The following is a 19651-nucleotide window of genomic DNA, read 5'->3' as shown; positions in this document are numbered from 1 at the left end:
CAGCTTTCGGCTCAAATCTTGCATACAACAACATTTGAGTCATCTCCCGATGTCTCAAAACGATTTTCGCTGACGCTGTTTGAGGTTGAACATGCCTCTTCACAGCTTTCGGCTCAAATCTTGCACACAACAACATTTGAGTCATCTCCCGATGTCTCAAAACGATTTTCGCTGACACTGTTTGAGGTTGAACATGCCTCTTCACAGCTTTCGGCTCAAATCTTGTTGTTTTAATAAAAAAACAGCATATCTGTATGCTGTCTAAATTTTTTATATCATTATATGTCATTTTAAGGGGCCTGTCTAGCCTTTTGAGGGGTATATCTTGAGTTTTATGGGGTATGTCTAGGATGTGTCATTACAATTTCAACAGCTTCAGTCACTGTTTGAATCACATTAACCCTAAATTGCAGTTTAAACTCATTGAGTTTTGTGTATATTTCACCCTTTTCAGATGTAAAGTACAAAGGGGGCAATCTATTAAGACACATTGCCAGAATATCTTTTTTACATTTTTCACAACTACATAAACCACAGTAGTCCAATTTAACGCTTTCAAAAGTTTCTAAAACAATAGTTTCCATACAATTCTTCATAAAACACCACCCATTGAAATTTTAATGGTTGCGGAGGCAGGATTTGAACCTGCGACCTTTGGGTTATGAGCCCAACGAGCTGCCACTGCTCCACTCCGCGATGTTTTCCAATATTAATTTAAAGATCACACAAAGAAATTCAATGGTTGCGGAGGCAGGATTTGAACCTGCGACCTTTGGGTTATGAGCCCAACGAGCTGCCACTGCTCCACTCCGCGATATTACTTCTGAACAAGACTCATTATATCACATATAATCAAAATAAGTAGCTTAAATTAAAAAAAGTCTACTTTTTTTAGAATTACTCAATATAATATCAACAGAAATAACACTATGAAGCGCTCCTATTTCAATGCTTTAATCGCATAACCAAATACAACTACATTTCGAAAACTTCACATTTTGCCCCTTATAAAAGCTCATACCACTTGACTAATTTCTGCTAAAAATAGATGTGAAGGTTTTTTCCATAGTATTTTTTTACACGATCCGAAAATCTCATGGCAGACTCCATATCTAGAGTAGGCATTTCATCAGACTCCAATTTAATATAAATCGCACTTTCTCTTATATCTATTGTCAAATTAATAATATTGCCAATCTCCGCTCTGTCCAGCTGCTCGGATATTTGCAAAATCACAGCCAACTTAGTGTACTTATTAAAGAAATCCTTATCGATAAAGGGTTCATAAATTTTAAACCGATCTTTGATATTATAGCTTCTATGATTTCCTACTAAAAAGGCAACTGCAAGATGTTCAATGTTGGTCAGCCCATCCACTTTACTGTTCATAAGTAAGTACATGCCGTGAAGATGATGATCATAGTATTCAATGTGCATACCTATATCGTGAAGCAGGGCTGAAATTCTTAAAAGTTTTAAATCATTAGCATCAAAGTCATGCAGTGATGCTAAGCCTTCAAAGAGCTTAACTGCAATTTTTTCCACTTGGTAGGCATGCTCTTGATTAACAAAAAAACGCTTCATCATATTCTGAACACTTGCCTCTAACACATCCGGAAACACAGCAGATTGTTGTCTATCTCGATTTAAGTATTCTAAAAAATAACCATCTCTTAACCCATATGCACTAATGCGCATCTCAGGTGCCTCTACATATTTCATAATCATATTAACCGGCGTTGATCCCAACGTCATCAAATCTGCACGGCGCTTATTGATGCCATCAATTTTATCCAAGTCATCTGGATCTGTATCTTTAATAAGATCAATGACGCTGTTGACATCATTACTAGTCATCTTGTAATTGTGTAGATTTTCAATGGGATATCTATTTAAATTACGATGAACCTTGCCAAGAGATCTGATGATCCCTCCAAGACCTATTATAGGTAGTCCCTCACCTGCCTTTAACCAAGGTATGTCTTTAAGCTGATCTAATATAAAGTTTTCTGCATTCTCAATTTGCTTCTTTCTATTTTTTTGTTTTTTAAAGTGCTCTGTAAGTATGACAGAACCATAGGGCAAACTTATAGATTCTATCAATTCACGATTCTTCACCAACACGATCTCAGTACTGCCACCACCAATGTCCACGAGAATTGCATCTGAAAAAGCAATGGTATTCACAACACCTAAATAATCATAATAAGCTTCTTCTTGCCCTGTGAGCACATTGAACTCAATGCCGATTTCGGTCTTAACTGTTTCCAAAAAATACTTTTGATTCTCTGCCATTCTAACCGCTGCTGTGCTCAGTGCAAAGGTATTTGACACTTTATTGACATCCATCAATCGTTTAAAATATCTAAGTGCACTCAACGTCCTGTTTATGGGCTCGGGTTTTAAAAGATTATCTTGATCCAGTCCCTCACTTAAACGAACCATTTCCTTTGCTTGTTCAAATACACTGTAGCCTCCAAGCTCATTGATACCATAAATATTCAGTCGAACAGAGTTTGAACCCAAATCTATAACGGCTATTTTGTCGTCCACGCCACCACATTCTTTCTATCATAAATTTTAGTTTATAGTTTTTTTATAAATTCTTCATTGTCATTGTACTGTAACGTTTTTAGAAAATCATGTACTTTAAGGGCATCTTTGCTCTTACTGGTCTTTTTCTCATAGTTGCCATCCGGTAAAAGTATCCATGCCTTTTGATTATCTTTAAGGTATAAATCCAGTATTTTTTCGATTCGCTTCGCAATGATCTTATCCTCAATTGGGAAAAGTAGCTCCACGCGTCTGTCCAGATTTCTTGTCATCCAATCTGCACTGGACAGATAAACTTCTGAATGATGGTCATTGTAAAAGTAGAATATTCTAGAGTGTTCTAAAAATTCACCAACGATACTCACCACTTCAATATTTTCACTCAATCCTTCAACACCGGGAACAAGAACACAAATGCCTCTAACGATCAGTTTTATTTTCACACCTGCTTTGGAAGCCTCATAAAGCCGATCTACAATCTCTTTATCCACCAGAGAATTCATTTTAGCAATAATTTTAGCGGGTTTACCTTTCTTAGCATATGCTGTTTCGCGATCAATCAGCATATAAAACTGTTTTCTCAAATGATAAGGTGCCACTATAATGGAATGCGTAAAGATATCGTTTGAAAAGCCTGATACTAAGTTAAAGAAAATAGAAGCATCCGCACCAAAACTTTCCTTGCAAGTAAAAAGCCCCATATCCGTATACAATTTAGCGGTTTGATCATTGTAATTTCCGGTCCCCAAATGGACATATCGACGAATACGCTGTTTTTCCTTCCTTACCACAAGCGTGATTTTAGAATGTGTTTTCAGACCATATAATCCATAGATCACATGAACCCCTTTTTGCTCCAGTTTTTTGGCCCAATTGATATTGTTTTGCTCATCAAAGCGCGCCATGAGCTCTAAAAGTACAGTGACTTGCTTTCCTTTTTCAGCAGCATCTGCAAGCGCTTTGACAATTTCAGAATCTCCACTGACGCGATATAGCGTCTGCTTAATGGCAAGCACCTGAGGATCTTTACTGGCTTGTTTTATAAAGTCAACCACAAAATCAAAACTTTCATAGGGATGCTGTAAAAAGACATCGCCTTCTCGGATGGTTTTGAAAATATTTTTTTTGGACATAAAAGGTAATTTACGAGGCACATGAGGTTCTTTCACAAGATGCTGCAATGCTTTTGGCGGTTTAAACTTGAACCAAACTGTTTTATCCATCAGCCCTTTTATTTCATAAACTTGTGAAGCCTCCATGTGAAATGCAGAAATCAAAGTATTTTTAAGCCATTCATCTGGACGAAAAGAAATTTCAAGCCTGATGGCTTCACCCCATTTTCTGAGTTTAATCGCTTCTTCAATAACATTCAACAGTATATCAGAATCTTCTTGAATTACATTTAGATCACCATTTCGAGTAATTCTGAATTGACACGTGGTCAAAATCGTATTTCCAATAAATAAATCCGCTATAAACTCCTCAATGATATCCTCTAAGAGCACATAGCAATGATCGCTGGGACCATCTATACTCATGATTCTTGGCAATACAGAGGGCACTTCAACCAGAGCAAGACGCTCTATGTTATGCACTAAGAGTTTAACCGCAATATAGAGTCTTTTATTAGAAATTAAAGGAAACGGCCTGCTGAAGTCCACCGCCATTGGCGTGAGTACAGGAAAAATCGTAGTATTAAAAAGTTGCTTCAACGATTCTCTAATACTCTTCGTGTAATCATTTCGCCTTAGCAAATTGAATTGATTGTCTTTAAGTCCTTGCATAAGCTCATCACTGATTTTATTTTGAAGTTCAACGAGCTCACTGACTTTTTGATTAATGCTCGTAAAAAGTGGCCCAGGTGCCATGCCCGAAGGATCACTCTTTGTGTAACCAATATTCATTTGATCTTTGATTGAAGCAACTCGCACCATGAAAAATTCGTCAAGATTTGAAGAAAATATGGCATTAAACTTAATTCTTTCCAGAATGGGGAGCGTTAAATCATTGGCTTCAAGCAGAACACGTTCATTAAATTTTAACCAACTCAGTTCTCTATTAAAATACATACTATTTCTCCTTTAATTCTGGAATAATACCAAAAGTATTTATAAAGTTGGACAGTGTAAACTGAAAGCTCAATTCTTCAAGCGTAATATCCTGTTTGTATCGAATGTATATGCTCATGTAATCCTCAGTCACTTTGACTCTGTCTATTCTAATTTTTTGTTTTTTGCCTTTATCCAGTGCATCTGCAATGGACATGATGGATGAAAGTTTAAACACTGTACTGTAATTGGTCTCTGAAATACCTTCCAGCTCAAAATCTAAATCTTTGTGCTCTGAACTTGAAATAAGTCTGCAAACATGGGCCACTATTCGAATTTCTTCTTCCTTAACCCCTAGAATACTCAAATTACTGATTTTATCATAGGATGTAACCAGGTAATCCTTCATTCTGGTATACTTGCCAATCTCATGTAAAATTGCACTTAATCTCAGCAAGAGTTCGTCTCTTTCTCCGAATTCAAAGTGTTTTTTCAGTGCATTAAACAAAATAAGCGCATAGGATTCTATAGCCTTTAGATGCGCCTCTGAACTCTTATATCTTTTGCTGATATTTAAGGCTTGTGTCAATATATCTTGATTAAACGCATTATATCGATTTAAGTTGTAGTCTCTCTCAATAAAATTCGCAATAATCCCATCTCTCAGCGATATATCTGGAATCAGAAGAAATTCTGCACTTGTAAGATCAAAGAACATGTTATAGATGAGCACACTTACAACAAATTCATACCAGTTGAATCCACGAGATTCCATATCAAATCTCAGAGCTCTATGATCATTGATTAAATTCTGATAAATCTCTTTAAATTCCTTCTTGGGAATGACACTTTTGTTGTCAAAAAGCAATATTTTATAGAGCTTCGCCTCTCCACCCAAGCAGATAAAGTGCTTTATTTTTTTGATTTGAATATTCTGCCACATGTGTGAAGTTCTTGTCTCTAAAAGTTCCAAGAATACTTTTGGGTAAACAACAGAACGTTCTTCAAGTTCATGCATAACATTTTTAAGATTTTTTGTGCCCAGTTTAATCTCATCATTTTTAACCAAATGATTTCTATGATATATTGAAACATCACAACTACCTGAGTTAATCTCAACCACAAGTGCACTTTTTCTTATGTCGCGATAGTTGGGCATGTAGTCTCTCATGGACTTGTAAGTTAAAAATTTTTCAATGCTATCTTCTATAATTTCCACATCAATGCCCGTTTTAATTTTAAGCATCTCAACAACCATCTTGGAATTATTGGCCTCTCGCATGGCACTGGTCCCCACGGCACGATATTTTTCAACGCCATAACTCTCAAGCACTTTGTTAAAGTAGCTCAATATTTTTAAGATTTCTTTAACCGTCTGATGTTGTATAAAGCCGCATTCATAGACATCCTCCCCAATGAGGATATCATTTGAAATGTCTTCAAGTACTGTGATTTTATGAGAGACATATTCGATTATTTTCAATTTGATAGAATTTGCACCTATATCTATGGCTGCATATATGGGTTTCATTGGACACCTCTCTATTGTAATATCTCTATTATAATCTATGTATGTGAACATAGTCATTTTTACAGTATGAATTTACATGAATTTAACAATAGCAATACGCATTTATTTTAAAAGCGTTGATAGGCATCAACGCTTCTAAGCCACTAATCTTTTATTTTTTTGGGTTTGCACAAACGCCCTTCCTCATCAGCAACACGACCGCATTTTTTACAAATATATTTAGGCTTTTTAATGATTTCTATATATTCAGCTATGTGTGCCTCTAAATAATCCTCTTTAACAAGTTTACACATTTTTTTAGACATAAATACCTCCAATCCCAGAATATTTATACCACTATAAAATGATTTTATTCAAACGAATCATTTTTTTCAACAAAAAAAGTCTCTTTTTAATCTCTTTTTCTAAAAAATGTGTTTGATCCGATATGTGATTCATCAAAAGCTGCCTTTCTTCTGCCGACATCTTATAATGCTTAAAAAAGAGTGCCTGATCTTGCAAGTCATTGAGATCTCCTAAAAGATCATGAAGACTCAAAAGGGTTTCCTGAAATATGGGGTGCGTCATTTCAATAAGGCCACTTCCCATCAGATATTTCAGTTGCTTGCCTTCAATTCTAAGTCGATGAAGTGTCTCCTTATCCTTCAATGTCGCACTGTTAAGATATTTAAAATATCTTTTAATCAACCTAGATAAGGCGGCATCTTGAAAACTCAAATGCGATTTATTTGCAGTCAACAATTGCTCTAATCCTGTTATAAATTCACCACTTTGATGTCCTTTTAAATATTCCATAATCTTATGGTTTTCTTCTTTTAAAATCTTTTCAAGAGCGTTTCTGATGCCCTCCAAAGATTCAAAAGATTCCAGTGATTTATAAAGTACATAGAGGGCTCTACTCTTTGATAACACCTTAAAAATGGGCTTAAGCGCCGAAAAAGTTTCTCTCTTAAGTGTGGTGTTATCGTTAAAATAGAGCAGTGCTCTCAACTTGCGTATGGCAATTCGTATTTCATGAACCCAGTGATTCATATCCTTTGGTGTTGATTTAAAAAGCGCAAGAAAAGCTTCACTATACATCGTGTAAACTGATTGTATGTCTATCACTTTAGAAACAGAAAAGTTGACCTGATCAAGCGCCATCAAATCAAGCCTAATCTGCTCAAAATCACTGTCACTTGGAAAACCAAATTCATCTTGATGTGCCAAACTGTCTGCATCTTTTATGAGTTCATCAAAAGGACCATGAATTTTAGCCTTTTGATTATGATGTAAAATCGCCGAACATATGACTTTGCGCGTAGACTTTGAAAGCTTGACATTAGATATTTTTTTCAATCTCTTATTTGCAATTTCAGCACTTCTCTTGGCATGCAATTTACCATTTATGCCTTCTTTAATACGTGATATATCATGAAAATAGGCAATACATAACGCGATATGTACATCCATTTTTCTCTGTGAAGCCAGCACATGAATATGCCTTTCCACATCTAAAAAATGACTGTGCTCAAACAGGGAATGTTCTGTAAGGGGTAAAAATTCACACTTTATTTGATTCAATAATGTCAATGGCATAGATTCCAATTTATGTTCTAATTCATGCTTTAATTTAGGCTCTTTTTTATGTACTTTTTTGTGCTTACTTTGATCTTTTTTATGAGACATAAATACCTCCCAACCCATAAAAGAATCTCTAAATGAGTTGAATACATTTAATTCAACTCATTTGTCTAGATACTCGCACTTTGTCTAAATACTTACCCTAAAACAAGCACATTAACGCGCATCAATTTGAAAACTTAGCAGCATCATTTCAACCCACTCTGATTCTATTTTCACCAACCTATTTTTCTTAAGATTTTCTTTTAGGACCCATCTAATATGCTTGTTCTCAATTTTAGCCAGAGCTTCGAAATAGCGCTTTCCCATTTCGGGAGAAGCTACTATAGCCACACTCCAACCATAAGCAAGTGCCTTTCTGAGTGATTTTTCGCCATCCGTAAGCGAACGGGTTATTTGCTCAAAGGGATGAGTAACAGAAAGTAAATAATCAAGGACAATTGAATTCATTTCTTGATCCTTTAAAAGTGCAGGTTCACAAAGTGTTGCAACAAGCGCACGCTTTTCTAGTGCAGTCCCCGTACACCATTTTTTTAAAAAATGAATCACCGGCATTACACCACCGCTTTTAGCGACCTCCTGCAGACCGATTGCAACCGCTTCCCTGATCCTCCAACTGGAATGATTAGCATACTTTTTAAGCTCAATTTCCATCTTGCCAAGTCTTTCTGAATCTGCATCGTCAATTATAAAGAGGTGAGTCTGCCTTACACAGAAACTAACCACACCACACATCACCACAAATTCTTCTGGAGAATTGCTTAAATCATCACGATTATAGTCGAGGCATTCGTTGCTGATCTCCTCAGATGCCGTATGAGCAAATTTGTATAAAAGTTCTAAATTACCTCTTGGTCCAGGCAAATTTGAGTTTGTCATTAAATACTCTATGGTATATTGATCTTTCATCACAACATCTCCAATACTCTAATTTCACTTCCAAGTAACACCATTTTTGTCCTCTAATACATTACTTATTGTTTCTTTTGCGCTGCTATTATTAATAAAGCATTGCCTTATTTTATCGGTTTCGTTTTTTTGCCAATATGCTAATGTCCCTAGTGGATTTTGAACATACGTGTTGCCATCAAATTTCACGTTATAAAGTCCCTTCAACCCTTTTGCACCATAACAACTACTGACTAGAGCATATTTCCCCACATAGAATATATTATTTTTAACTTCAATATTCTGAGCGGCCTTTGGTGGATAGGCGAAGGTTATAGCACTGTTACCATTATTGACAGCACTTGCGTGTCCCCAGTCATAATCCAATTCTTGATGAGACCATCCATATCCAGAAAATAAAACAGTATTATCTCCAATGCAAATATTTTTAAAAATAACGCTGTGATCTAGACCTGATTGAAGCGCCTCCCAATCTCCAATAAGAAATCCGCCTGAACAATTTTCAACGAGATTACCTTTAAAAATTGTTTCATAAGCATATCTATCTTCTTCATTTTCGAACCAAGGACCCGTTTCAGCCGTTATGCCAAAGTCATACATATGATGTACATAATTATTCAACACATTATTATTTGAGCCCTTAGCACATAAAATACCATCGCCAAATCGCAGAACTGCCTGTGTATCTGTTCCCAGACCTGAACCATTGTATCCAGCTACGCTTCCGCCGATCCAAGCAACCTCACAGTTTTGTACTGTACAGTTACCACTGACACTGATGCCTCCCTGGCAATACAGAAAACACAGATTATCAATTAAACAATTTTCTCCAACCTGAAGTATAAAAGAGCTTTTCAAGTTTGCATCACCATAGGGTTTACTCTCAAATTCTATGGACTTAAAGACCTTTCCAGGATTACCAAGATCACAACGCATATAGATCTTACCAGGAATATTCAATTCACCGATAGCCTCTTCTGACGAATATCCCGAATAATCAACATCCTGAAAGAAAGTCATATCCTTTAATTGATTTATGTCTATTGGACGCTTCTTATCCACTACATTTACATATTCTTCCCCGTTCCAGAGAGCAGTCTCTCTGTTTGCCCACTTTTCACCATCATTAAGTACAATTACACCTGTCTCGTAGATCTCTCTATAAAAAATCCAAATATTTTTAGTGCCCGCCATCAATTTCCATTTAGCAGGGTTTGCACCATTCTCTGGAGACCCTAAAATTTTTGGTTTTTCGCCTTCACCATAAGCAGAATAAGTTATATTATTTCTAAACAATAATATACCTCTAAAAATACCACCGCATTCAAGAAAGACTGTATCGTCATCTAGTAATGCCATTTGATTTGCTTTCTCGATTGTTGCCCACGCTGTTTCGGGAGAACGACCATCATTAAAATCATTTCCAGAGTTTGAAATATAGTATACGTTACCCTTGGTCACTATACTTGTTTGACTCTCTAAAATGGCCTTTCGTCGAGCATCAGCTGCTTTCAAAAGTTCAGCATCTTGATCCGTCTTGATTCTCTCAGTTTCAGCGAGCCCAGAGTCATAGAGTCTAACGACTGCACGCAATGCTTCTTCATGAGTTAACGATTCGTTTAATCGCATTGAGTTGCTTTTTTCGTCATAGTCAAATATAAGGCTGTCACTCATTTTAGACATTCTGCTCATATTGTAAAAATAGGCTGCAATCATAGCGTTATCCCATTGATCATTTCCTAAAACAACACTCTTGTCCCAGCCTGAGAAATAAGGATAATGCCATGACATTTCATGCCATATACTTTCACCAAGAGTACCAAGCAAGACATCTCCATCTATATTATAGTTCTCATAGGACTCTCCCATCATTCTCGAAGCAAAAAAAATAGCAAGCATCCCTTCATCACGCTTCATAATTTAGGTTGACTTTCTAGCCTCAGAAAATGTCTTTTGCCACTCACCTAAAGCCTCGGTATTAGAGCGTTCAATAACTTTATCCAACATTAAAAAAAAGTTCTTATACGAAATATTTGAGTTTTTTTCATATGTACCAAAACCCAATTCAACAGCTCTTGCAAGTTCACTGTCACTATAAACCCCTGAGATTTTCAAATCAGCGGACAGACCATATGAATCTATAGGTACGCACACCGTCAAAAGCAAACTTACTAAAAGCAAATAAATTAAAAACTTATCACTCTTCATAAATACCCCCTATATTAATTTACACTTCTGGCTGAATTCAATTCACCAGAAAAAAGGATCATTACGATCCCTTCTTTCCCCTAGACGTCCAGCTAATTTTATTTTTTGGCTCTTGATTGACTCTCGTTTGATTTACTAATATTTAAAGTATTTTTCTAAATTTTAGCACTAATAGGCTACCTCTTCAATAGATATCTTTTGTATCTATTGCCCTTCTTGCTAGTTCACAAGCATCTTCAAGCAGATGGATATGTGAGCTATAATAATTTGCCTCATGTCAAACTGTTTAGATGCCTTGCTCATGTTGAAGATATTTAAAAAAAAGTTTATTGTTTGCGAAACCTCCAAAAGGCGCAACGGCAAATGACTTTCTTTTCAGTATTATTAAAACAAAAGCAAATACAGACTATGTTCTCTAAATCATTCAATTACTGATAAAAAGATGAGATTATGATTTTAATATAAATTCTGTCAATATTTGTGTCAAAATGATAAAATATAATCACCATCAAAATCCGTAAAATAACAAGGAGTTTAAGCATGTCAAATCATACCAAAGAACAACTTGCCTGCTGTCTAAAAAAAATGATGTCAAAGACCTCAATGGATCATATAACCGTTAAAAATTTAGTGACTACTTGCGGCATAAATCGACAAACTTTTTACTACCATTTTCAAGATATTTATGATTTGCTAGGCTATATTTTTAGATCTGAAGCGCTTGAATCCATCGTTGATTACAAAACTTATGACACTTGGCAACTAGGTTTTTTAAAGATCTTTCAATACGTTGAAAACAACCGTGCTTTTTGTCTGAGTACAGTTAACTCACTTGGTCGAGATCATCTGGAAATGTTTTTGAATCAACAGGTATTCGACTTGCTTTTAGGTGTAGTCAACGAGCTTGCTGGAGAACTTCCCATCAAAGAAGAAGAAAAACACTTTATTGCACGCTTCTATACCTATGGATTTGTCAATTTGATGCTTGAATGGCTCAAGTCTGGCACAAAAGAGGAACCAAAATCCATTATAGACAAATTGAGCAAACTCGTAGATGGTGATATTTCAAGGGCCATCGATAAATACATCAAATCTAAAACATAAAACTAAAATAAAAGAGAACCCAAAAGATGGGGCATTTACTACCAAGCCACTCTTCAGGGTTCTTTTGATTTATATCAGACTTTGTGGAATTGATTGTCTTTTAAAAGACAATCAATTATTAAACATACTCCCATAATTATAAATTTTCTCATGATCAATTTTCCACTGACCATTCTCCTTAATAATTACCGATTGAATCGTTTCTGTATAAATTTGATCATCACTTGCCTGTATTTGCAATTTATAATTGACAATGTACCGATTATTTTCTGAATCATATTCAAATTTATCGTATTTGATCCCTTTAAATTTTAAACTGACGTCTGGATTTGCTTCAACGTAGTCTCTATAGACAGAACCTCTTCTATCGCCAAAAAAGCCTTTAAAACCTTCTTCAGTAAAGTATTTTTTGAAGCTCTCCAAGTATGCTGTGAATTCAATCTGGCCCTCTTCGTTTAAGTTAGAGAAGCTTTTATCGTCACTAATATTTACCGTACACAGTTCCTGCTTGTACTCTTTTAACATAGATCGGATCAAACTTTTATCGATAATCCGAAAATACCCAATTGCACCTATAAGAATTAAAAGAGTAAAAATGAGAATCATAAACTTTATGTATTGCTTTTTTTTCATGTCAATCTCCTTTCATAATTAGGTCTTATCATAATAATTATAACATAGTCACATTAAAAGGCAAATTTATTTACTTTCTTATAATCATTGTCCGCCAAAATATTCTTTTGTCAGACCCGTCCTCGTCTTACCACTTAGAGCAGGTTAAACATTCCTGCCTCTAAGCTGGACGAAAACTAATGATATATACAACAACATTTGAGACTTCTCTCGATGACTCAAAACGATTTTTGCTGACGCCGCTTTCGGATCAAATCTTGTTATTTCAAATAAAAATCCAGACATGGCCTGGATTTCAATAAAAAATATATCATTCTATTTTTTTATATGCATTTTAATTCTACTAGAATCATTATTATCTCTCACTTCAGAAGTATCTACCGATTCTAATTCTTTTTTCAATCTACAGCGATCGCAGTACTTGCCAAAGCTAATTTTCTTACCGCACATATGACAGTGATTTCCTATCTTTTCAGTATTCAAAGTCAATCTGCCTTCATCAACATATTTTAAAATTTGTCTAGCAGTGATTTCAATGCCCATCTCTTCTAGAATATCTATAATGCCTTGTGGAGAAATATCTGGGTTATCATAAACCACTTCTCGAGTTGCTTGAAATTTATCACGTTCCGGATCACCTGTGCTTTTAAAATGTCGAGTGGATAAAGCACAAGCATTACAAATTTTACTATCACCTTCATCACCAAAAAATCGGCCACATTGTTCACATTTTCTAAGCATTTTATCCTCCCTTGATACTTTATTCAATCAGAACTTGACGCTATTTTGAATTTCAAATAAAATGATAATCATAGGTACACGCTAGGCTCTATTCTATATTATTATACCATATTTCGAGCACATCCACTTAAGCCTCCTTCATTTCATCTCTTATCCATTTTTGTGCTCACGCGTCTAGCCTAAAAGTCTTCTTTAAAATACGCGTTTTACAAACTTAAATTATTAAATATGAGAGGTATGTTATGCAATCCAAACAGGCTGTATATGACACCTTAGATGCACTTCATATTCATTATAAAGTTTATGAACATCCTCCTGTGTATACCGTGGACGATGTAGATAAACTCTCACTTGAATTTGAGGGCACAGGGTGCAAGAATTTGTTTTTAAAAGACAACAAAGGTAAAAAGCATTTCTTAGTGGTACTTGAAGATCACAAACGCGTCGATTTAAATTTACTTTCTAAAAATCATGATTTGGGACGCATTGGATTTGCCTCTGAAAATAGACTCATGAAATACTTGGGATTATTACCCGGTTCAGTTTCTCCATTTGGCATTATCAACGACACCAACGCTGAAGTCATTGTCATCGTAGACAAGGCGTTGCTTTCAGAAGAATTACTGACTTTCCATCCAAATATCAATACAGCTACAGTAGAACTGAAAACGACGGATTTTGTTAAATTCCTTGAAAGTAGGAACAACACCGTTTTTTATTGGACACTCTAATTCAATACTTTAATAAGATATATCGGTCTTTACATTTATACCCAAGAACGCCATAAAGTTATCAAAAAAGTATTAAAATAATCTTGATATTTTCATGAATTATCAAGATTATTTCTACGTTTAAATATATATGTATATTCATTTTAATGTCCATGCCTGATATCAATTTCTTTTCAAAGAGCAACATTCGAGCCATCTCCGATGACTCAAAACGATTTTCGCTGACGCTGCTTTCGGCTCAAATCTTGCACACAACAACATTTGTGTCATCTCCGATGACTCAAAATGATTTTCGCTGACGCCGCTTTCGGCTCAAATCTTGCATACAACAACATTTGTGTCATCTCCGATGACTCAAAACGATTTTCGCTGACGCCGCTTTCGGCTCAAATCTTGCACACAACAACATTTGAGCCATCTCCGATGACTCAAAACGATTTTCGCTGACGCCGCTTTCGGCTCAAATCTTGCATACAACAACATTTGAGCCATCTCCGATGACTCAAAACGATTTTCGCTGACGCTGTTTGAGGGTGAACATCCCTCAGCACAGCTTTCGGCTCAAATCTTGTTGTTTAAAAAACCGTTTGAGTTGATCAGCTCAAACGGTTATATATTTAAATGGTTGCATACTATTATAAATTGTTTTTACTTATTAAACTTAAGCAGTCTGACAACTCCGTCATTTTTTATAATCCAGTTGAATATGGGCACGCCTGCAAGTGTAATGACCACAAATTCACCAACAGCCACCATTACAGTCCAAAACCAGAAAGAATCTTCTGAACCAAAGACAACCGTAATTTCAAACGCAATAATAAAGCTAAAAATAGCCGGCCACAGACTTGCTATTACAAGGCTTTTTAAATTATTTCCAAACCATTTTCTGGTCTTGACAACCATCAATAGTGCTAAAAGTGAAGCGAAAGAACCGAACAAGGCATCAATGATGCCAAAAGGTCCCATCAAATTTGCCATAAAACACCCCAGTACAAGTCCTGGAATATAGAGTGGATCAATAAAGGCAAGTAAAACCATAATTTCAGATACTCTAAATTGTATTGCCTCATAACTTAAAAAGAATAATGAAAGTGTAATAACAACGTACAGTGATGCCACCACAGCTGTCCTTGCTAAAAAATTTGTTTTGTTATTCATGTGTTGCGCCTCCTACACCAAAATCAGTATTATGCCAAAGAATTTCAAGGGCTGCATTCGTTTCTAGATGCGAATAAGTTTCTTTAAACCACTGTATCAATTCTGGATCTGATTTGATTTGAGTCGAATTATCCTGATAGATATTGATACAGCCATGTTTAAAATACTTCAGAAGAATCTGAATATCACTTTGAATCATTTCACGAGTTTGTCCCTCTATGCCAACCATTAAACAGATTGAAGAAAAGTAGCTTGAAACTTCCTTGGGGTCTTTAAAAATTACCCCTTTTTTGAGCACTTTGTTTCTAAAATAATCATCAAATGTTTCTATGCCGCATTTAAAGGTCACCGGAATCTTAAAATAAGAACGCATTTCCTCTAATTTATGCCTGTACATATAATGACTTTCTAAATACAAGTGTTCGATTTTTTTTTCTTCAACAATCGCTTTAATGTCTCTAAGAGTTTCCTCTGGTAATTCAAAGCAACTTCCTGAATTGATCACTTCCAGTGCATGAAGCTTTCCTGTAATTTTTTTTAATACCGATTGATTAAGAGTCACTATTTCAAATTCATCGTTTGAATTGTCATGAATATAGTCACAAAAAGTACAAATCCCCCATTGACATCTCCTGGATTTTAACAGGACAATTTCACGGGGGTTTTTTTGATCAATAATACCGTAACGTTCTATTGACATATTTATCAACCCCTTGTTTTTTATAGTGGGTACCAAGGAAACACTCTTAAAGACGAATTTAATTATAACACATCTCTCAAACATGTAAAGTCTTTTTTTCTTGTACTTATCATAAAAACGGCCTCTTCAGGCATTTTTACCAAAGAAGAGACCGTTTGCTCTATCCTTTTACAGCTTACTCTATACTTTTAGAGCAATATTCGTTCCTAAATCACTTGCATGTGCCTCTCGAATAGGCATGACATGCTTTATAATAAACGCATCCACTTGTTCTGGGCTTCTCCCTATATAATCCGTTGGATTCAACAAACTCTTGATGTCTTCATCCGATAAATTGAAAGATGGATCTTTTGAGATGCGCTCTAAAAGATCGTTTTCTAGACCAAGTTCTTTTACCATCCGTCCAGCTTCCATGGAATGAACACGAATGGACTCATGCATGATTTGTCTATCGCCACCTTTTTTAACAGCTTCCATGATAATGTTTTCAGTTGCCATAAACGGCAGCTCTGCCATAACATGCTTCTCTATAACTTTTTCATAAACCACAAGACCAGTAGTAACATTGTTGGCAATATCAAGACATGCATCTATGGCTAAAAAGCCCTCCGGTATTGCCAACCGTTTATTGGCACTGTCATCAAGAGTTCTCTCAAACCACTGTGTTGCCGCCACCAGTTGGGGACTAGAAGCCAACGATATAACATATTTGCAAAGTGAAGAAATTCTTTCACTTCTCATTGGGTTTCTCTTATAGGCCATTGCAGAAGACCCAATCTGTTTCTTTTCAAACGGTTCTTCAATTTCTTTTAAAGATTGCAATAGTCTCAAATCATTTGTCATCTTGTGGAGGCTCATAGCAACACCAGAAAGGACACCAAGTACTTTGGCATCAATTTTACGTGTGTAGGTCTGTCCAGTAACTGCCAAAGTTTCTTTAAAACCCATCTTTATCGCAACCATTTCGTCCAATTGGCTTACCTTTGTGTGATCATTATCAAATAAATTGAGATAAGACGCTTGTGTTCCGGTTGTGCCCTTAACACCTCTCATTTTCATCTGATCCATAAGAATACAAACATCTTCATAATCCATGACCAAATCCATTAGCCAAAGCGTCGCCCGCTTTCCAACAGTTGTCAGCTGAGCTGGCTGGTAATGTGTAAATCCAAGTGTTGGTATCGCCTTTGTTTCTTCAGCAAATTTACCCAATTTATCTATGAGCACAGCCAACTTTCTTTTCACAATACCAAGCGCTTCTTTCATAACAATTAGGTCCGTATTGTCACCCACATAAGCACTGGTTGCCCCAAGATGGATAATCGGCATTGCATTGGGACATTGCTCACCAAATGCATGCACATGTGCCATAACGTCATGTCTGACTTCCTTTTCGAATTCAGCAGCGCGTTTAAAATCAATATTGTATATATTTTTTTTCATTTCTTCAATTTGAAGATCCGTAATATTTAATCCTAGCTCTTTTTCGGATTCAGCAAGTGCAATCCACAATTTCCTCCATGTTGAAAACTTCTTCATCGGCGAAAACTGTTTAAGCATCTCCTCACTTGAATATCTTTCAATTAAAGGATTTTGATAATTTTCGTACATGTTTTACCTCCAAATTGGACCCCAGTCGCATTAAAATCCGAACTATTTATCCAACATTATTTTTTTCATACACCTTCGCTATCAATTATAGACTAATTTTATTTCTGGTGCAACTTAAAAAAAGAGCACTACGGCTCTTTTCAAAATTAAGTCATCTATCATCGTTTATCTGGGTTGAACAATGAGTTTAATAGCAGTTCTCTCTTCCCCATCAATAATAATATCTGCAAAAGCGGGAATGCAGACTAAGTCTATTCCTGAAGGAGACACAAAGCCCCTCGCAATGGCAATAGCCTTTATAGATTGATTGATTGCACCTGCCCCTACAGCCTGTATTTCAGCACTTCCATGCTCTCTAATAACACCTGCTAAAGCACCAGCAACAGAGTTTGGATTTGATTTTGAAGAAACTTTTAATACTTCCATGAACATTGCCTCCTTTAAATATTGCGCTTTTCAATAATTAATTTTATAGCAGTACGTTCCTCACCATCGATCATAACCTCAGTGAAAATGGGCATAAAGCTCAAATCTACACCACCTGGTGCCATAAAACCTCTGGCAATTGCAATGGCTTTAACCGATTGATTGAGAGCACCAGCACCAACTGCCTGTATTTCTATAACACCACTTTCTCTAATAACGCCTGCAAGTGCACCAGCTACAGAACTAGGATTCGAATGACTTGCTACTTTTAGTACTTCCATTTCTGTTATCCTCCTTACTGCTAATAGAGTTCGATTCTTACAGTTTCAATGATGTAAAAAATATACCCGTTGTTATAAGCGCTAAACAAATACATTTTGTCAATGTCTATTCTTCAGAGTAAAATGCTTTGGAATCAAAAGCAAAAAAAACTTTATTTCAAGTCCAAAGGCAAAATGGAGTCTAAAAATTTTTCATAGTTTTCATTTAAATTATCAGCATATGATACCGTCTGTAAAAAAGCCATTCCATAAAATCCACTGAGCAGATTATTCATCATGGTCTTTATTTCTGCACTACTCACTTGCCATTCTGCCAGACCTTTTTCAAATAAATCTTGTATTGTGGTAAGTCTAAATCCTTGATTATAAGCATCTGAGTTCCATAAATAGAGTTCGTAGTCATCTATTGTCATCGGCTTATAATCAGATGTTTTAATGAAAAATAACATGATTGCATTTAAAATATGTTTGGAAGCCGGATGCGCGCCAACACGTCTAAACAACTCATATATTAATGCTCTTCCCCTTAATTGTGTTTGGCAGATCTGATAATCCAAATCATATTGCCAAAAGTGTATAAAATATTCAATAACTTGTTCTTTAGAAGTGAAGTAATTAAAAAAAGTAACTTTAGATATCCCTACAACATCACAAATATCCTGTACTCTTATTGCATTTAATTCATCCATTTCCAGCCTTTCTATGAAGGCTTTCATAATTTCAATTTTCGTTTCAGCCTTTTTAGACTCTCTCCTGCCAACATTAAACTGGTTCATTCGCTCCCCTTTCTAACGCTTTTGGCGATTCTATCTGCGATTTTGAGCATTAAGATGATCAAAATAATGCTATAGATCACAGTGCTTGACATACTTTTTAAAACCGTCATTGCACTTGAAAAGCCTATCATGAAATCACTGGCATGACCATTTAACATTAGATAAATGAAAATATTCTCTGTATAGTCAAAGAGCATTATAAAAATGGGCAGCCACCAAATTGCTTTTAAAATTTTATATCGATTGGATGCTTGCTTTAAAAAGGAAATACAAAACATCGTTATGCTAAACGGATAAATGAAATCAAGTGGCAGTTGAACATGGGTATAAAATTGTCTTCCACTTGGAGTTATTGTCTCTATAATTGCTCTTCCCTCTTCGAGAGAATATCCTAATGCCCTTAAGTCAAAAACTTCAATGCCATTCATCTCGTGTCTAAGCTGAGGGATTGTTACCAACATCATTACTAAATATACGCTTACAGCTAAAATCAGAAAAATATAAGTCATTTTAGCGTTAAATTTTAATTTGATCATTATATACCTCCTGTAAATATCTTTTTATATGGAAATAGTTTAACTCGAGTTAAGTATTTTGTCAATATTATTTAACTCGAGT

21 protein-coding genes and 2 tRNA genes are annotated in these 19651 nt (G+C 35.6%); 3 read left to right on the top strand and 20 right to left on the bottom strand.

Going from position 1 to position 19651, the window contains the following annotated elements; translation table 11 throughout:
- On the top strand, positions 1–234 hold a 234-nt coding region (locus tag ISU02_RS01720), incomplete at its 5' end, for a hypothetical protein (RefSeq protein WP_194700043.1).
- Between the two features lie 98 nt (positions 235–332).
- Here ISU02_RS01720 and ISU02_RS01715 read toward each other — a convergent pair.
- The 11 genes from ISU02_RS01715 to ISU02_RS01665 form a co-directional block, all read right to left on the bottom strand.
- Positions 333–596 (bottom strand): late competence development ComFB family protein, encoded by a 264-nt coding sequence (locus ISU02_RS01715; RefSeq protein ID WP_194700042.1) that lies wholly within the window; start codon positions 594–596, stop codon positions 333–335.
- Between the two features lie 25 nt (positions 597–621).
- A tRNA-Met gene (locus ISU02_RS01710) sits at positions 622–696 on the bottom strand.
- A 43-nt stretch (positions 697–739) separates the two neighbouring features.
- Positions 740–814: transfer RNA gene (locus tag ISU02_RS01705), tRNA-Met, on the bottom strand.
- 224 nt (positions 815–1038) lie between these two features.
- A complete protein-coding gene (locus ISU02_RS01700; RefSeq protein ID WP_194700041.1) occupies positions 1039–2553 on the bottom strand; it encodes a Ppx/GppA phosphatase family protein in 1515 nt (504 codons plus the stop codon).
- Positions 2554–2585: 32 nt separating this feature from the next.
- Positions 2586–4622, bottom strand: a complete 2037-nt coding sequence (ppk1, locus tag ISU02_RS01695) for a polyphosphate kinase 1 (protein WP_194700040.1) — start codon at positions 4620–4622, stop codon at positions 2586–2588.
- A gap of 1 nt (position 4623) precedes the next feature.
- The gene (locus ISU02_RS01690; RefSeq protein WP_194700039.1) at positions 4624–6132 is read right to left on the bottom strand and encodes a Ppx/GppA phosphatase family protein; all 1509 of its coding nucleotides are present in this window, start codon (positions 6130–6132) and stop codon (positions 4624–4626) included.
- Positions 6133–6275: 143 nt separating this feature from the next.
- Positions 6276–6437 (bottom strand): hypothetical protein, encoded by a 162-nt coding sequence (locus tag ISU02_RS01685; RefSeq protein ID WP_194700038.1) that lies wholly within the window; start codon positions 6435–6437, stop codon positions 6276–6278.
- 31 nt (positions 6438–6468) lie between these two features.
- The gene (locus ISU02_RS01680) at positions 6469–7800 is read right to left on the bottom strand and encodes a CHAD domain-containing protein (RefSeq protein ID WP_194700037.1); all 1332 of its coding nucleotides are present in this window, start codon (positions 7798–7800) and stop codon (positions 6469–6471) included.
- 111 nt (positions 7801–7911) lie between these two features.
- Positions 7912–8664, bottom strand: a complete 753-nt coding sequence (locus tag ISU02_RS01675) for a hypothetical protein (RefSeq protein ID WP_194700036.1) — start codon at positions 8662–8664, stop codon at positions 7912–7914.
- Between the two features lie 24 nt (positions 8665–8688).
- Positions 8689–10581, bottom strand: a complete 1893-nt coding sequence (locus ISU02_RS01670; RefSeq protein WP_194700035.1) for a right-handed parallel beta-helix repeat-containing protein — start codon at positions 10579–10581, stop codon at positions 8689–8691.
- A 3-nt stretch (positions 10582–10584) separates the two neighbouring features.
- The gene (locus ISU02_RS01665) at positions 10585–10872 is read right to left on the bottom strand and encodes a hypothetical protein (RefSeq protein ID WP_194700034.1); all 288 of its coding nucleotides are present in this window, start codon (positions 10870–10872) and stop codon (positions 10585–10587) included.
- Between the two features lie 540 nt (positions 10873–11412).
- Here ISU02_RS01665 and ISU02_RS01660 point away from each other — a divergent pair.
- On the top strand, positions 11413–11976 hold the full coding sequence (locus tag ISU02_RS01660) for a TetR-like C-terminal domain-containing protein (protein ID WP_194700033.1): 564 nt from the start codon (positions 11413–11415) through the stop codon (positions 11974–11976).
- 111 nt (positions 11977–12087) lie between these two features.
- Here ISU02_RS01660 and ISU02_RS01655 read toward each other — a convergent pair whose 3' ends face one another.
- Both ISU02_RS01655 and ISU02_RS01650 read right to left on the bottom strand, forming a co-directional pair.
- The gene (locus ISU02_RS01655) at positions 12088–12609 is read right to left on the bottom strand and encodes a hypothetical protein (protein ID WP_194700032.1); all 522 of its coding nucleotides are present in this window, start codon (positions 12607–12609) and stop codon (positions 12088–12090) included.
- A gap of 315 nt (positions 12610–12924) precedes the next feature.
- Positions 12925–13350 carry a hypothetical protein gene (locus tag ISU02_RS01650; protein WP_194700031.1) on the bottom strand — a complete coding sequence of 142 codons (426 nt, stop codon included), beginning with the start codon at positions 13348–13350 and terminating at the stop codon, positions 12925–12927.
- 242 nt (positions 13351–13592) lie between these two features.
- On the opposite strand from ISU02_RS01650, the gene ISU02_RS01645 reads away from it, so the two are divergent.
- Positions 13593–14081: a prolyl-tRNA synthetase associated domain-containing protein gene (locus tag ISU02_RS01645; protein WP_194700030.1), complete on the top strand. Its 489-nt coding sequence runs from the start codon at positions 13593–13595 to the stop codon at positions 14079–14081.
- A gap of 648 nt (positions 14082–14729) precedes the next feature.
- Here the strand turns inward: ISU02_RS01645 and ISU02_RS01640 are convergent.
- The 7 genes from ISU02_RS01640 to ISU02_RS01610 all read right to left on the bottom strand — a co-directional run bounded on the left by ISU02_RS01640 (position 14730) and on the right by ISU02_RS01610 (position 19569).
- Entirely contained in the window at positions 14730–15239 is a 510-nt protein-coding gene (locus ISU02_RS01640) for a QueT transporter family protein (RefSeq protein WP_194700029.1), read from the bottom strand.
- Positions 15232–15933: a radical SAM protein gene (locus ISU02_RS01635; protein WP_194700310.1), complete on the bottom strand. Its 702-nt coding sequence runs from the start codon at positions 15931–15933 to the stop codon at positions 15232–15234. Before ISU02_RS01635 ends, ISU02_RS01640 begins: the two co-directional genes overlap by 8 nt.
- 186 nt (positions 15934–16119) lie before the next feature.
- Positions 16120–17550, bottom strand: a complete 1431-nt coding sequence (gene purB / locus ISU02_RS01630) for an adenylosuccinate lyase (protein ID WP_194700028.1) — start codon at positions 17548–17550, stop codon at positions 16120–16122.
- Positions 17551–17715: 165 nt separating this feature from the next.
- Positions 17716–17976: a stage V sporulation protein S gene (locus ISU02_RS01625; RefSeq protein ID WP_069875852.1), complete on the bottom strand. Its 261-nt coding sequence runs from the start codon at positions 17974–17976 to the stop codon at positions 17716–17718.
- 14 nt (positions 17977–17990) lie between these two features.
- Positions 17991–18257 carry a stage V sporulation protein S gene (locus ISU02_RS01620; protein WP_194700027.1) on the bottom strand — a complete coding sequence of 89 codons (267 nt, stop codon included), beginning with the start codon at positions 18255–18257 and terminating at the stop codon, positions 17991–17993.
- A gap of 152 nt (positions 18258–18409) precedes the next feature.
- A complete protein-coding gene (locus tag ISU02_RS01615) occupies positions 18410–19033 on the bottom strand; it encodes a TetR/AcrR family transcriptional regulator (RefSeq protein WP_194700026.1) in 624 nt (207 codons plus the stop codon).
- Positions 19030–19569 (bottom strand): hypothetical protein, encoded by a 540-nt coding sequence (locus ISU02_RS01610; RefSeq protein ID WP_194700025.1) that lies wholly within the window; start codon positions 19567–19569, stop codon positions 19030–19032. The genes ISU02_RS01615 and ISU02_RS01610 overlap by 4 nt, the downstream gene beginning before the upstream one ends.
- Between the last annotated feature and the right edge of the window lie 82 nt (positions 19570–19651).

It is taken from the genome of Fusibacter ferrireducens (assembly GCF_015352425.1).
GTDB lineage: Bacteria > Bacillota > Clostridia > Peptostreptococcales > Acidaminobacteraceae > Fusibacter_A > Fusibacter_A ferrireducens.
This window is presented reverse-complemented; position numbering and strand designations above follow the sequence as displayed.

Bases quoted from the DNA above. Each gene is read 5' to 3' on its own strand.
- ISU02_RS01715 (WP_194700042.1), bottom strand. From the start codon at position 596: ATGAAGAATTGTATGGAAACTATTGTTTTAGAAACTTTTGAAAGCGTT.
- ppk1 (WP_194700040.1), bottom strand. From the start codon at position 4,622: ATGTATTTTAATAGAGAACTGAGTTGGTTAAAATTTAATGAACGTGTT.
- ISU02_RS01690 (WP_194700039.1), bottom strand. From the start codon at position 6,132: ATGAAACCCATATATGCAGCCATAGATATAGGTGCAAATTCTATCAAA.
- ISU02_RS01685 (WP_194700038.1), bottom strand. From the start codon at position 6,437: ATGTCTAAAAAAATGTGTAAACTTGTTAAAGAGGATTATTTAGAGGCA.
- ISU02_RS01680 (WP_194700037.1), bottom strand. From the start codon at position 7,800: ATGTCTCATAAAAAAGATCAAAGTAAGCACAAAAAAGTACATAAAAAA.
- ISU02_RS01675 (WP_194700036.1), bottom strand. From the start codon at position 8,664: ATGAAAGATCAATATACCATAGAGTATTTAATGACAAACTCAAATTTG.
- ISU02_RS01670 (WP_194700035.1), bottom strand. From the start codon at position 10,581: ATGAAGCGTGATGAAGGGATGCTTGCTATTTTTTTTGCTTCGAGAATG.
- ISU02_RS01665 (WP_194700034.1), bottom strand. From the start codon at position 10,872: ATGAAGAGTGATAAGTTTTTAATTTATTTGCTTTTAGTAAGTTTGCTT.
- ISU02_RS01660 (WP_194700033.1), top strand. From the start codon at position 11,413: ATGTCAAATCATACCAAAGAACAACTTGCCTGCTGTCTAAAAAAAATG.
- ISU02_RS01655 (WP_194700032.1), bottom strand. From the start codon at position 12,609: ATGAAAAAAAAGCAATACATAAAGTTTATGATTCTCATTTTTACTCTT.
- ISU02_RS01650 (WP_194700031.1), bottom strand. From the start codon at position 13,350: ATGCTTAGAAAATGTGAACAATGTGGCCGATTTTTTGGTGATGAAGGT.
- ISU02_RS01645 (WP_194700030.1), top strand. From the start codon at position 13,593: ATGCAATCCAAACAGGCTGTATATGACACCTTAGATGCACTTCATATT.
- ISU02_RS01640 (WP_194700029.1), bottom strand. From the start codon at position 15,239: ATGAATAACAAAACAAATTTTTTAGCAAGGACAGCTGTGGTGGCATCA.
- purB (WP_194700028.1), bottom strand. From the start codon at position 17,550: ATGTACGAAAATTATCAAAATCCTTTAATTGAAAGATATTCAAGTGAG.
- ISU02_RS01625 (WP_069875852.1), bottom strand. From the start codon at position 17,976: ATGGAAGTATTAAAAGTTTCTTCAAAATCAAATCCAAACTCTGTTGCT.
- ISU02_RS01620 (WP_194700027.1), bottom strand. From the start codon at position 18,257: ATGGAAGTACTAAAAGTAGCAAGTCATTCGAATCCTAGTTCTGTAGCT.
- ISU02_RS01615 (WP_194700026.1), bottom strand. From the start codon at position 19,033: ATGAACCAGTTTAATGTTGGCAGGAGAGAGTCTAAAAAGGCTGAAACG.
- ISU02_RS01610 (WP_194700025.1), bottom strand. From the start codon at position 19,569: ATGATCAAATTAAAATTTAACGCTAAAATGACTTATATTTTTCTGATT.